General features: G+C 67.7%; 12 protein-coding genes. 8 read left to right on the forward strand and 4 right to left on the reverse strand.

What is annotated here, in order from left to right; all coding sequences use genetic code 11:
• Positions 1-9: 9 nt before the first annotated feature.
• Entirely contained in the window at positions 10-702 is a 693-nt protein-coding gene (gene rpe / locus ACT53U_RS06960; RefSeq protein WP_476153702.1) for a ribulose-phosphate 3-epimerase, read from the reverse strand.
• 154 nt (positions 703-856) lie between these two features.
• Here rpe and ACT53U_RS06965 point away from each other — a divergent pair, with 154 nt between their 5' ends.
• From ACT53U_RS06965 to ACT53U_RS06995, 7 genes are all read left to right on the forward strand, one after another.
• Positions 857-1,135, forward strand: a complete 279-nt coding sequence (locus tag ACT53U_RS06965) for a metal/formaldehyde-sensitive transcriptional repressor (protein WP_476153703.1) — start codon at positions 857-859, stop codon at positions 1,133-1,135.
• Between the two features lie 23 nt (positions 1,136-1,158).
• Positions 1,159-2,286, forward strand: coding sequence for an S-(hydroxymethyl)glutathione dehydrogenase/class III alcohol dehydrogenase (locus tag ACT53U_RS06970; protein ID WP_476153704.1), 1,128 nt, complete (start codon positions 1,159-1,161; stop codon positions 2,284-2,286).
• A gap of 11 nt (positions 2,287-2,297) precedes the next feature.
• Positions 2,298-3,140: an S-formylglutathione hydrolase gene (gene fghA / locus ACT53U_RS06975; RefSeq protein WP_476153705.1), complete on the forward strand. Its 843-nt coding sequence runs from the start codon at positions 2,298-2,300 to the stop codon at positions 3,138-3,140.
• Positions 3,141-3,223: 83 nt separating this feature from the next.
• Positions 3,224-4,072 carry a MerR family transcriptional regulator gene (locus ACT53U_RS06980; RefSeq protein ID WP_476153706.1) on the forward strand — a complete coding sequence of 283 codons (849 nt, stop codon included), beginning with the start codon at positions 3,224-3,226 and terminating at the stop codon, positions 4,070-4,072.
• Between the two features lie 155 nt (positions 4,073-4,227).
• A complete protein-coding gene (locus ACT53U_RS06985; protein ID WP_476153707.1) occupies positions 4,228-4,617 on the forward strand; it encodes a COG4315 family predicted lipoprotein in 390 nt (129 codons plus the stop codon).
• A gap of 41 nt (positions 4,618-4,658) precedes the next feature.
• Positions 4,659-5,171 carry a sigma-70 family RNA polymerase sigma factor gene (locus ACT53U_RS06990; protein WP_476153708.1) on the forward strand — a complete coding sequence of 171 codons (513 nt, stop codon included), beginning with the start codon at positions 4,659-4,661 and terminating at the stop codon, positions 5,169-5,171.
• Positions 5,168-5,977, forward strand: coding sequence for an anti-sigma factor family protein (locus tag ACT53U_RS06995; protein ID WP_476153709.1), 810 nt, complete (start codon positions 5,168-5,170; stop codon positions 5,975-5,977). The genes ACT53U_RS06990 and ACT53U_RS06995 overlap by 4 nt, the downstream gene beginning before the upstream one ends.
• 295 nt (positions 5,978-6,272) lie before the next feature.
• Here ACT53U_RS06995 and ACT53U_RS07000 read toward each other — a convergent pair whose 3' ends face one another.
• The 3 genes from ACT53U_RS07000 to ACT53U_RS07010 form a co-directional block, all read right to left on the reverse strand.
• The gene (locus tag ACT53U_RS07000) at positions 6,273-7,904 is read right to left on the reverse strand and encodes a fumarate hydratase (protein WP_476153710.1); all 1,632 of its coding nucleotides are present in this window, start codon (positions 7,902-7,904) and stop codon (positions 6,273-6,275) included.
• 167 nt (positions 7,905-8,071) lie between these two features.
• Positions 8,072-8,857 (reverse strand): sterol desaturase family protein, encoded by a 786-nt coding sequence (locus ACT53U_RS07005; RefSeq protein ID WP_476153711.1) that lies wholly within the window; start codon positions 8,855-8,857, stop codon positions 8,072-8,074.
• Between the two features lie 117 nt (positions 8,858-8,974).
• Entirely contained in the window at positions 8,975-9,727 is a 753-nt protein-coding gene (locus tag ACT53U_RS07010; RefSeq protein WP_476153712.1) for an LbetaH domain-containing protein, read from the reverse strand.
• A 217-nt stretch (positions 9,728-9,944) separates the two neighbouring features.
• Between ACT53U_RS07010 and ACT53U_RS07015 the strand changes: the two genes are divergently transcribed.
• Positions 9,945-10,961, forward strand: a complete 1,017-nt coding sequence (locus ACT53U_RS07015) for a class 1 fructose-bisphosphatase (protein WP_476153713.1) — start codon at positions 9,945-9,947, stop codon at positions 10,959-10,961.
• Positions 10,962-11,684: the final 723 nt, after the last annotated feature.

Genomic DNA, 11,684 nt, shown 5'->3' on the forward strand with positions numbered 1-11,684 from the left:
CTGCACGCCTCAGGCGTCCAGCGTCTCGCCACGGCCGCGGGCGATCTCGGCGCGCATCTTCGCGATGATGCCGGCGTAGTCCGGCTTGCCGAAGATCGCCGAGCCGGCGACGAAGGCGTCGACGCCGGCCGCCGCGATCTCGGCGATGTTGTCGACCTTGACGCCGCCGTCGATCTCAAGGCGGATCTCGCGGCCCGAGGCCTCGATCAGGTCGCGCACGCGCTTCGCCTTCTCCAGCACGTGCGGGATGAAGCTCTGGCCGCCGAAGCCGGGGTTGACCGACATCAGCAGGATCATGTCGACCCGGTCCATCACCCAGTCGAGCGTCGAGAGCGGCGTCGCCGGGTTGAGCACCAGACCGGCCTTGGCGCCCTTCTTCTTGATCAGGTCGAGCGAACGATCGACGTGGCCGCTCGCCTCCGGATGGAAGGTGACGATGTCGGCGCCGGCTTCCGTGAACATCTCGATCATCCGGTCGACCGGCTCGACCATCAGATGGACGTCGATCGGCGCCTTGACGATGGGCCGGATCGCCTGGAGCACCAGCGGCCCGATCGTCAGGTTGGGGACGTAGTGGTTGTCCATCACGTCGAAGTGGATCCAGTCGGCGCCGGCGGCGAGCACGTTCGTCACCTCTTCGCCGAGACGGGCGAAGTCGGCCGAGAGGATCGACGGGGCGATGACGGGGGCAAGCGCGGACATGACGGCTCCGATGGCGAGGCGGCAGGAATGAAGGCGCGACCGAAGCGCCGAAAGGGCGGTTCTGTCAACCCGGAACCCGCCCCTCCATATACTCCCCGGAGTATGTTGACAGATCGTGCGCCGTCGCCGAAGCTTCCCCAATCGGGAGGAGCCGATGCCGCATTCGCCGGAAGACAAGAAGCACGCTCTGACGCGGCTTTCCCGCATCGCCGGGCAGGTCGAGGCGCTGCGGCGCGCGATCGAGGCGGGGACCGACTGCAGTCCCCTGCTGCAACAGATCGCGGCGCTGCGCGGCGCGGTCGGCGGGCTGATGGCGGAAGTGATCGAGAGCCACCTCAAGGAGACGCTGGCGCGCACGCAAGCGCCCGTCGACGTCGCCTCCGACGCCGAACTCGACGGCGTGCTGCGCATCCTCAAGACCTATCTCAAGTAACGAACACCTTCGGGAGGACGACCATGAAGAGCCGTGCCGCCGTGGCCTGGGAGGCCAACAAGCCGCTGACCATCGAGACCATCGACATCTCGGGGCCGAAGCCCGGCGAGGTGCTGATCGAGATCATGGCGACCGGCGTCTGCCACACCGACGCCTACACGCTGTCGGGCCTCGATTCCGAGGGCAAGTTCCCGGCGATCCTCGGCCACGAGGGCGCCGGCATCGTGCGCGAGGTCGGCGCGGGCGTGACGTCCGTGAAGCCGGGCGACCACGTCATCCCGCTCTACACGCCCGAATGCCGCGGCTGCAAGACGTGCCTCTCGCAGCGTTCCAACCTCTGCACGGCGATCCGCTCGACCCAGGGCCAGGGCCTGATGCCGGACAAGACCACGCGCTTCTCCTGCGAGCCGGTCGGGCGGGCGAAGAACGAGATCTTCCACTACATGGGCTGTTCGACCTTCTCGAACTTCACCGTGCTGCCGGAGATCGCCGTCGCCAAGGTCCGCGAGGACGCCCCCTTCGACAAGATCTGCTACATCGGCTGCGGCGTGACGACCGGCATCGGCGCGGTGATCTACACCGCAAAGGTCCGGCCGGGCTCGAACGTCGTCGTCTTCGGCCTCGGCGGCATCGGCCTCAACGTGATCCAGGGCGCCCGCATGGTCGGCGCCGACAAGATCATCGGCGTCGATCTCAACCCGTCCAAGGTGGAGATGGCCAAGAAGTTCGGCATGACGCATTTCGTCAATCCGGACGAGGTCGGCCGCGACAAGGTGGTCGAGGCGATCCAGGACCTCACCGACGGCGGCGCCGACTATTCCTTCGAATGTATCGGCAACGTCCACACCATGCGGCAGGCGCTCGAGTGCTGTCACCGCGGCTGGGGCGAGAGCATCATCATCGGCGTGGCGCCGTCGGGCACCGAGATCTCGACGCGGCCGTTCCAGCTCGTCACCGGACGGGTGTGGAAGGGCTCGGCCTTCGGCGGCGCGCGCGGGCGCACCGACGTGCCGAAGATCGTCGACTGGTACATGGAGGGCAAGATCGACATCGACAGTCTGATCACCCACACCATGCCGCTCGACGAGATCAACACCGCCTTCGACCTGATGCACGAAGGCAAGTCGATCCGCTCGGTGGTGGTGTTCTGAGGAGACGAACCATGGCTCTCGAACAGATCTCCGCTGCCAAGTGCTTCGGCGGCACGCAGTTCGTCTACAAACACGCCTCCGCCGAGACGCACTGCGACATGCGCTTCTCGGTCTTCGTGCCGCCGGCGGCGGAACGGCGGCCGGTGCCGGTCGTCTGGTTCCTCTCCGGGCTCACCTGCACGGAGGAGAACTTCACGGTGAAGGCCGGCGCCCAGCGCGTCGCCGCCGAGCGCGGGCTGATGCTGATCGCACCGGACACCAGCCCCCGCGGCGAGGGCGTGCCGGACGATCCGGAAGGGTCTTACGACTTCGGCCTCGGCGCCGGGTTCTACGTCGATGCGACCGTCGAGCCCTTCGCCGAGCACTACCGCATGCGCTCGTGGCTCGAGCACGAACTGCCGGGCCTCGTCGGGCGCGAGCTGCCGGCCGACATGATGCGACAGGGCATCATGGGCCATTCGATGGGCGGCCACGGCGCGCTGACGATTGCCCTCAGGGAGCCGTCGCGCTTCGCCTCGGTCTCGGCCTTCGCGCCGATCGTCTCGCCGATGAACTGCCCCTGGGGCGAGAAGGCGCTCGAGGGCTATCTCGGCCCCAACCGGGCGCAATGGCGCAAGTACGACGCCTGCGCGCTGATCGAGGACGGGGCGCGGCTGCCGGGCCTGCTCGTCGACCAGGGCACCGCCGACGGTTTCCTCGAAGCGCAGCTGAAGCCGCACCTGCTGGAAGCGGCCTGCGAGAAGGCGAAGATGCCGCTGACCCTGCGTCGGCAGGAGGGCTACGACCACTCGTATTTCTTCATCGCCAGCTTCATCGCCGATCATCTCAGGTGGCACGCCGAGCGGTTGGGGTGAGAGACCCGACGGTCGAAGACGAGGATCCTGCCTCGCCCTCCCACGGATCTCCGGATCCGTGACAGGGAAGACGCGATTTCCGAATGATGGCGCTTGACCCGGCCCCAGGGACCGGCCCGAAGGACATGAATGTCCATCGACAGGAGGCGCAATTGACCCGGCACCCGAGATTCCGCACCGTCGGAGAGACCGCAGCTCTGCTGGGTGTCTCGATCAAGGCATTGCGGGTCTACGAACGCCATGGCCTGGTCGAACCGGATCGGAGCCCAGCGGGATACCGCGTCTACGGTCCGGTTCAGATGCGCCGCCTGCATCAGGTCCTGGCTCTGAAGTCGCTCGGGCTCACGCTCGCCCGGATCGGGGTGCTGATCGAGAGCCTCGGCGACGATCTCGAACCCATCCTCGAGGCCCAGGAGAAAGACCTTCGGTTGCGGATCGCCACGTTGCAGGCCGCAGCGGCCGCCATTGCCGCAGCCAGAAGGCGCCTCGAGGCGGGCGAGAACCTGTCGGTGGACGATCTCGTAACGCTCACGAAGGAGATCGTCATGACCGAAGGAAGACCCGACTGGCGTGAAAACCTGACGCCGCTCTTTGCCAAGCACTTCACCGAAGCCGAGCGCCTCGCAATGGCCGCCCCCAGGCCGAGCGGCGGCGACCGGAATGCGGACGCGGAAGAACGCGAGCAGCTGTTGGCGGAGGCCCGTGCTCTGCTCGGCCGCGCTCCTGGTTCGCCGGATGCCCTGGATCTGGCTCGGCGGTGGCGTGACCGCGCCTCGACCTTCGCGGGCGGCGATCCGGACCGTCTCGCCAAGCTGCGCGCGGTGTTCGACGAGGCGCTCGACGATCCCGAAGTCTCTCGGACGCTGCCGTGGCGCGACGAACTGGCGTTCATCCGGGAAGCGACGAAGATCATGGAAGAGAACGAGCGCTGATCCGCTGGAGCCTCGAGACCGAAGGCGCCGCCGCAAACGGCGGCGTCTGCTCCCGCCGTCGTCGGCACCGAGGAATTTTTCGAAGCCTTCGGGAATAAACCCTGCCCAGCACACGTCTTACCTCTGTCGACCCAAACCCGACGAGGAGACACCCGATGAAGAACGCCCCCCTGCGCACCCTGATCGTCGCCGCCGCGCTTCTGGCCGGTACCGCCTTCGCCTTCGCCGCCGATCCGGCGATGGTCGGGACCACCGAGAAGGGCAAGGTGCTGACCGACGCCAAGGGCATGTCGCTCTACACCTTCGCCAAGGACGCCGGCGGCAAGTCGATGTGCAACGGCCCCTGCGCCACCAACTGGCCGCCGCTCGCGGCGAACGCCGATGCCAAGGCGATGGGCGACTGGACCGTCGTCACCCGCGACGACGGCGCCAAGCAGTGGGCCTACAAGGGCAAGCCGCTCTATGCCTGGACGAAGGACACCAAGCCCGGCGACACGACCGGCGACGGCTTCCTCAACGGCGCCTGGAGCCTGGCGCGTCCCTGAGGCATGATGGCGGGCGCCGAGACGGGGGAGGACGAGAAGCGATGGCGAGCGACGATGCCGCACGCGTGCTCGAGCCCCTGATCCCGGCGCTGCGCCGCCATGCCCGAGCGCTGACCGGCGATGCCGACCGCGCCGACGATCTGGTGCAGGACACGCTGGAGCGTGCCCTCGCCCGCTGGTGGATGCGGCGTTCCGCCGACGATCCCCGACCGTGGCTCTTCGCCATCCTGCGCAATCTCCATCTCGACGAGATCCGCCGCGGACGCCGACGCGGGGTCGCGGTCGCAATCGACGAGACCAACGAACCCGCCCTTCCCCCCGATCAGGAGACCGGCCTCGGTGCGCGCGACGCGCTCGCCGCGCTCGATCTGCTGCCGGAAGAGCAGAAGACGCTGCTGCTCCTCGTCGGCGTCGAGGACCTGAGCTACGAAGAGGCGGCGAAGGTGATGGGCATTCCGATCGGCACCGTGATGTCGCGGCTGGCGCGCGGGCGCCAGAGGCTCCGGGGCCTGATCGAGACCGGACGGACGACGCTTCTCAGGAGAGTGAAATGACCGATCTCCGGTCTCCCATCGGCGAAGACGATCTCGTGGCGGCGGTCGACGGCCGCCTCGCCCCCGATCGCGCCGCTCTCCTCGCCGCCCGGATGGGCGAAGATCCGGCACTCGCCGACCGCATCGCCGCCGAGACGCGCGACCGCGCGGCACTTCGCGAACAGCTCGCCCCGATCGCCGACGAGCCGATCCCCAGCCGCCTGCGCATCGCCAACATCCGCGAGGCGAACCGTCGGCGCAGCCTGTCGCGGATGCGGGCGATCGCCGCGGCGCTGGTGGTCTTCGTCGCCGGCGCGGTCGTCGGCGGACTGTCGATGCGGGCATTCGCGCCCTCCCCTGCCGCCCCCGTCGCACCGGTGCCGATGATCGTCGCCGAGGAGGCGAGCGCCGCGCATCGGCTGTTTGTGGCGGAGGTGGTGCATCCGGTCGAGGTGCGGGCGAGCGAAGAGAAGCATCTCCTCGGCTGGCTCTCCAAACGGCTCGGCCGGCCGATCGTCGCGCCCGATCTCGGCCGTTTCGGCTGGAAGCTGATCGGCGGGCGCCTGTTGCCCGCGGGCGAGACCGCCGCGGCGCAGCTGATGTACGAGGATGCGGCCGGCGGACGGCTGACGCTGTGGGTGCAGGCGACGCCGGGCGGCGATACCACAGCCTTCCGGTTCCGCTCCGAGGGGGCGACCTCGACCTTCGCCTGGATCGATCGCGGCTGGGGCTTCGCGGTGACGGCGACGACCGATCGCGACCGTCTCCTGCCGATCGCCGAAGCGATCTTCCGCGGCCTCGACGGGGAAGCGCCGCGGGCGGGGTGAGGCCGCATGGGAAAGCCCGCCGGGAGGGGATCCCGACGGGCTTCGAGCAGAGGCCCTTCATCCTGAGGTGCGAGCGAAGCGAGCCTCGAAGGGCGAAGGGCCGAGTGGCACCGCCCGTCGAGGCTTCGCCCTTCGAGGCCCGGCGTTGCCGGGCACCTCAGGGTGAAGCCGAACAGGGAAGTCCCGAAAACCCCACCTCAGCCGAGGTTCGGCTCCTCGAGGAAGTCGTTCCCACCTCATGTCGGCTGTTGCCGACATGAGCACCAAGAAGCAAGGGGAACGACGATCCCCGGCCTCAGCCCAGATTGAGCTCCTTGAAGAAGTCGTTGCCCTTGTCGTCGACGACGATGAAGGCGGGGAAGTTCTCGACTTCGATCTTCCAGATCGCTTCCATGCCGAGTTCCGGGTACTCGAGCACCTCGACGTGCTTGATGCAGTCCTGCGCCAGACGTGCCGCCGGGCCTCCGATCGAGCCGAGGTAGAAGCCGCCGTGCGTCTTGCACGCGGTCGTCACCGCGGCCGAGCGATTACCCTTGGCGAGCATCACCATCGAGCCGCCGAAGGACTGGAACTGGTCGACGTAACTGTCCATGCGGCCGGCCGTGGTCGGGCCGAAGGAACCCGAGGCCATGCCCTCCGGCGTCTTGGCGGGACCGGCGTAATAGACCGGGTGGTTCTTGAAGTAGTCCGGCATCGGCTGCTGGCTCTCGAGCCGCTCGCGGATCTTGGCGTGCGCGAGGTCGCGGGCGACGATCATCGGGCCGGAGAGCGACAGGCGCGTCTTGGTCGGGTACTTCGACAGCGTCGCCAGGATCTCGGCCATCGGCAGGTTGAGGTCGATCTGCACCACGTCGCCCGACAGTTCGCTCTCGTCGAACTCGGGCATGAACTTCGCCGGATCGTGCTCGAGCTGCTCGATCCAGACGCCGTCCTTGGTGATCTTGCCGAGGCACTGGCGGTCGGCCGAGCAGGAGACGCCGATGCCGATCGGCAGCGAGGCGCCGTGGCGCGGCAGGCGGATGACGCGGACGTCGTGGCAGAAGTACTTGCCGCCGAACTGGGCGCCGACGCCGAGCGACTGGGTCAGCTTGTGGACCTCTTCCTCGAGCTCGAGGTCGCGGAAGGCGTGGCCGAGTTCGGTGCCCTTGGTCGGCAGGTCGTCGAGATAGCGGGCGGAGGCGAGCTTCACCGTCTTGAGGTTCTGCTCGGCCGAGGTGCCGCCGACGACGATGGCGAGGTGATAGGGCGGGCAGGCGGCGGTGCCGAGGCCGAGGATCTGCTTCTTCAGCACCTCCATCAGGCGATCATGGGTCAGAAGCGAGGGCGTGCCCTGGACCAGATAGGTCTTGTTGGCCGAGCCGCCGCCCTTGGCCATGAAGAGGAACTTGTAGGCGTCCTCGCCCTCTTCGTAGATGTCGATCTGCGCCGGCAGATTGTTCTTGGTGTTCTTCTCTTCGAACATGGTGATCGGCGCGAGCTGCGAGTAGCGCAGGTTGCGCTTGAGGTAGGCGTCGCGCACGCCCTCCGACAGCGCCGCCTCGTCGCCGCCCTTGGTGTAGACCCGGCGGCCCTTCTTTCCCATGACGATGGCGGTGCCGGTGTCCTGACACATCGGCAGCACGCCGCCGGCCGAGATGCAGGCGTTCTTGAGGAGATCGAGCGCCACGAACTTGTCGTTCGACGTCGCTTCCGGGTCCTTCAGGATCTTGGCGAGCTGTTCGAGATGACCGGGGCGCAGATAGTGCGAGATCTCGCCCAGCGCGGTCTCGGCGAGCAGCTTCAGCGCCGCCGGATCGACCACCAGCATGTCCTCGCCCTGGAAGGTCTCGACCTTCACGAAGTCCGAGGTGAGCTTGCGCCACGGCGTCTTGTCGGGGCCGTGCGGGAACATCTCGGAATACTGGAAAGCCGGGGTCTCGGTGGTCATCGTCGAAGGTCTCCCGTGGGATCTGGGATCTCGGGCGCGACGGCCGGCCCGGGACGGGCCTGCGACCGGCGGTCGCGCCCGGCGGAGGTTCTAGAACGGTTCCGGGACGCCGCCAAGGCAGCGATTGGTCGGACGCCGAACGATGACGTGATCGAAGGAGCCCGCGCTCAAGCGGCGCGGCGCGCGGCGTCCGCGGCGACGAAGGCGTCGACGGTGCGGTCGTAGTCGGGATGGAGGGTTCCCGCCCAGCGGTCCCAGAACGTGAAGGTGTGGGCGAAGTTGTAATTGTAGCGGCTGTGGTGGATGTCGTGGAAGACCGTGCCGGCGAGCGGCCACGGCGACCGCGCCAGAGGCGAGGCGAAATGCTCGTGGCCGCAATGGCCGACCATACCGCCGATCTGGTCGTAGAGCTTGTGCAGCACCAGCGCCTGCCACGGGAAGGGCAGCACGAAGGGCAGGATCGCGAAATAGACTTGGCAGATGGTGGAATCGAGGATGCTGTCGTGCTGGTTCGACCACGGAGTGGGCGCGAAGCTCTCGTGATGGAGCGCGTGGATCCACGCCCACGACTTCAGGTGCATCAACCGGTGGCCCCAATAGAACCAGGTGTCGTAGAGCACGATGCCGAGCCCGGTGAAGAGTGCCACCGACCACCACGAGGCCGCGACCGGCGTCATGGTCCAGCCGCGCGCCTGAGCGAACAACCCGAGCGCGAACCAGAACGACAGGGTCAGGATCGACTGCGGCGCGGTGCGCAGTTCCCGCCACTTGTCGGGGTTGGTGCGGTTCTGGATGCGGCGTTCGGGATGGCGGGCGTTGAGCCGCTCCAGAACGAAGCCGGTCACCACGAAGGTGACGGTCACGCCGAGGATCACGGTGCCCCACAATACGAGAAATCCGGCGAGCGCCGACAGGAATCCCGTCGCTCCGATCAATGCCGCGAACTGTTCCATGCCGCTCTCCCCCGCCGCGACGCCACCCGCTCCGGGCGCTCGCCGGCGCGCATCATGGTTGCTGACGTCCTCGGGCGGAAGCTCGTTTTCGCGACGCACCCGCTCCGAGGCCGGCGTTCAGAGCCGGACCTCACCCGCCGCGATCTTCTTCTCCCACGTGTCGAGGAAGGCTTCCGCCGACAGGGCCCGGAAGTCCGGCACGGCGCGGCGCAGCACCGCGTGCGGCCAGTTCCACCACGCCAGCCGCTCGAGCCGTTCCGCGGTCTCCTCGGAGAAGCGGCGGCGGATCGGCTTCGCCGGGTTGCCGGCGACGATCGTATAGGGCGCGACGTCCTTCGTCACGACGGCGCCGGCACCGACGATGGCGCCGTTGCAGATGGTGCGGCCCGGAAGGACGATCGCCGCGCGGCCGATCCAGGCGTCGTGGCCGATCGTCACCCGCTCGGCGCGGCGGCGGTCGAACTCCTCCACCTCGTCGGCGACGTCCTCGAAATACTGCCACGAGCGATAGGTGAAATGCGCCTGCGCCGCCCGTTCCCACGGGTGGTTCGCCGGATTGATGCCGACCAGCGCGCCGATCGAGACGAACTTGCCGATGGTCGCATAGACGATCTCGCAGTCGTTCACCGCGTAGGAATAGTCGCCGAAATCCGTCTCGATGATCGTCGTGCGGGCGCCGATCTTGACGAATTTGCCGAAGCGGCTGTCGCGGGTGACCGCGGTCTCGTGGACGAGCGGCTTCGCCCCCAGTCGCTTCCTGCGGACATGCGACGGCAGTCCCTCGTCGCCGTGCGCCCGATCTGCGGGGGCACGGTCGGAGGGCGCGGGCGAGCTCGAGGGGCTCGAGGGCGGAACGGGCGTTCGGGTCATGACGGAGGAATTTCTTGCAGACTTGACGGAATTACGCAACTCGTCGCGTCAAAAGGCCTTCGTGAATCCACGATATCGACGAAATGCCGAGCGAATACCATCGCGCGACTGCTTTTTCGCGGTTGCGAAGAGCGTGGCGCGAGGGCATGTGAAGGGCGATGCGACACATCACCTCGAGGGGCGCGGTGTCGCGCCGGGTCAGGTCAGGGAGACGACGATGAAGAACGAGAGCCTCTATTCGTTCCTCGAGAAGTGGGCGGGCAGGGACAGCCTCCGGCAGGACATCGCGGCCACCGTCCATGCGCTGGCCGACGCCGGTCGCGACATCGCCGCGCTGGTCTCCGACGGCCCGCTCGCCGGCGAACTCGCCGCCGCGATGACCGAGAACGTCCAGGGCGAGGTGCAGAAGTTCCTCGATGTCCATTCCAACGACCTGCTGATCGAGGCCTGCCGCCGCGCGCCGGTCGCGGCGATCGCCTCCGAGGAACTCGATCATCCGACCCCGATCCACCACGACGGCACGCTGCTCGCCGCGGTCGACCCGCTCGACGGCTCGTCGAACATCGACACCAACGTGTCGATCGGCACGATCTTCTCGGTGCTGCGCGCGCCCGACCACGTCGACCCGCACACCCACGACGCCTTCCTGCAGAAGGGCCGCGACCAGCTCGCCGCCGGCTACATCCTCTACGGGCCGCAGACGACGCTCGTCATGACGCTCGGCTCGGGCACGCAGATGTTCACCCTCGACCGCCGTCGCGGCACCTTCATCTGCACCAACCGGGCGATGAGCATCCCGCCGAAGACCAAGGAATTCGCCATCAACTCGTCGAACCGTCGCCACTGGAACGAGCCGACGCAGCGCTACATCGACGAATGCGTCCACGGCGCCGAGGGCGCCCGCGGCGAGGACACCAACATGCGCTGGGTCGGCAGCCTCGTCGCCGACGGCCACCGCATCCTGGTGCGCGGCGGCGTCTATCTCTACCCGGCCGACAAGCGCAAGGGCTACGACGAGGGTCGGCTGCGGCTGATCTACGAGTCGAACCCGATCGGCTGGGTGGTCGAGCAGGCCGGCGGCGCGGTCTCGACCGGCAACGAGAACCTGCTCGACCTCGAGCCGCGCATCCTGCATCAGCGCATCCCGCTGATCTTCGGCAGCCGCGAGGAAGTCGAGCGCATCGAGAGCCATCACCTCGTCGACGAGGACGAGATCGAAGCCGCCGCCGAGTGAGGCGACGGGGACGGCGTCCCGATCTTTCGAAGCGCCCGCGGATCGCACGGTCTGCGGGCGTCTTCGTTTCGCAGCCTGTGCGTGGGCCGAAGGGCAAGGACCCCGACCTCGCCGCGATCCACCGCCTCGCGCGGGCAGCTCCGACTCGGTGCATCGCCCTGGGCGCCCTCCCCCGCCGGGCGCGACACGATACCCGAAATACATGCATGGTGCACGCATTTTGCGTAGAACCGCGTAGGCTCGGCAGGCGCACGGCGGTCTCGTGCAATCCCGGAGGGCCAGCCATGACGTGGCGGACGGACGAGACTTGTCGAGTCGAATGCGACCGTGGCGATCCGGCCGCGAATGGCATCGAGGCACCGCGCCGCTCGGCGGTCGCTCCGGCGAAACCTCCGCGACGGGCTTCCAATCGATCGCGACCGGCGATCGTGCGCTCTTCGAGCCCCTTCGGGCGGCGAAAGTCGCTTCTACTGAACATGACGGTTCTGCTTCGACCGACACCAGACTTGCAACTTGTGCCGTTTCTGCAAGATCATTCATTGCAATCCGGAGATGCCTTCGAGCGGTCGGGGACCGCGGCGATCTTTCCAACTTCGGAGGTTGACTTTCGTCGCAGGGTCTGGCGGTTGACCAGCACGTGGAGCGGCGGAAATCCGCCGCTCGTCCGCGATGGTCGGAAAGACCCGCCCGCGGGCACGAGTGCAGCGCGAACCCGTCGCGATC

It is taken from the genome of Pinisolibacter sp. DMC19 (assembly GCF_056313985.1).

Bases quoted from the DNA above. Each gene is read 5' to 3' on its own strand.
- rpe (WP_476153702.1), bottom strand. From the start codon at position 702: ATGTCCGCGCTTGCCCCCGTCATCGCCCCGTCGATCCTCTCGGCCGAC.
- ACT53U_RS06965 (WP_476153703.1), top strand. From the start codon at position 857: ATGCCGCATTCGCCGGAAGACAAGAAGCACGCTCTGACGCGGCTTTCC.
- ACT53U_RS06970 (WP_476153704.1), top strand. From the start codon at position 1,159: ATGAAGAGCCGTGCCGCCGTGGCCTGGGAGGCCAACAAGCCGCTGACC.
- fghA (WP_476153705.1), top strand. From the start codon at position 2,298: ATGGCTCTCGAACAGATCTCCGCTGCCAAGTGCTTCGGCGGCACGCAG.
- ACT53U_RS06980 (WP_476153706.1), top strand. From the start codon at position 3,224: ATGATGGCGCTTGACCCGGCCCCAGGGACCGGCCCGAAGGACATGAAT.
- ACT53U_RS06985 (WP_476153707.1), top strand. From the start codon at position 4,228: ATGAAGAACGCCCCCCTGCGCACCCTGATCGTCGCCGCCGCGCTTCTG.
- ACT53U_RS06990 (WP_476153708.1), top strand. From the start codon at position 4,659: ATGGCGAGCGACGATGCCGCACGCGTGCTCGAGCCCCTGATCCCGGCG.
- ACT53U_RS06995 (WP_476153709.1), top strand. From the start codon at position 5,168: ATGACCGATCTCCGGTCTCCCATCGGCGAAGACGATCTCGTGGCGGCG.
- ACT53U_RS07000 (WP_476153710.1), bottom strand. From the start codon at position 7,904: ATGACCACCGAGACCCCGGCTTTCCAGTATTCCGAGATGTTCCCGCAC.
- ACT53U_RS07005 (WP_476153711.1), bottom strand. From the start codon at position 8,857: ATGGAACAGTTCGCGGCATTGATCGGAGCGACGGGATTCCTGTCGGCG.
- ACT53U_RS07010 (WP_476153712.1), bottom strand. From the start codon at position 9,727: ATGACCCGAACGCCCGTTCCGCCCTCGAGCCCCTCGAGCTCGCCCGCG.
- ACT53U_RS07015 (WP_476153713.1), top strand. From the start codon at position 9,945: ATGAAGAACGAGAGCCTCTATTCGTTCCTCGAGAAGTGGGCGGGCAGG.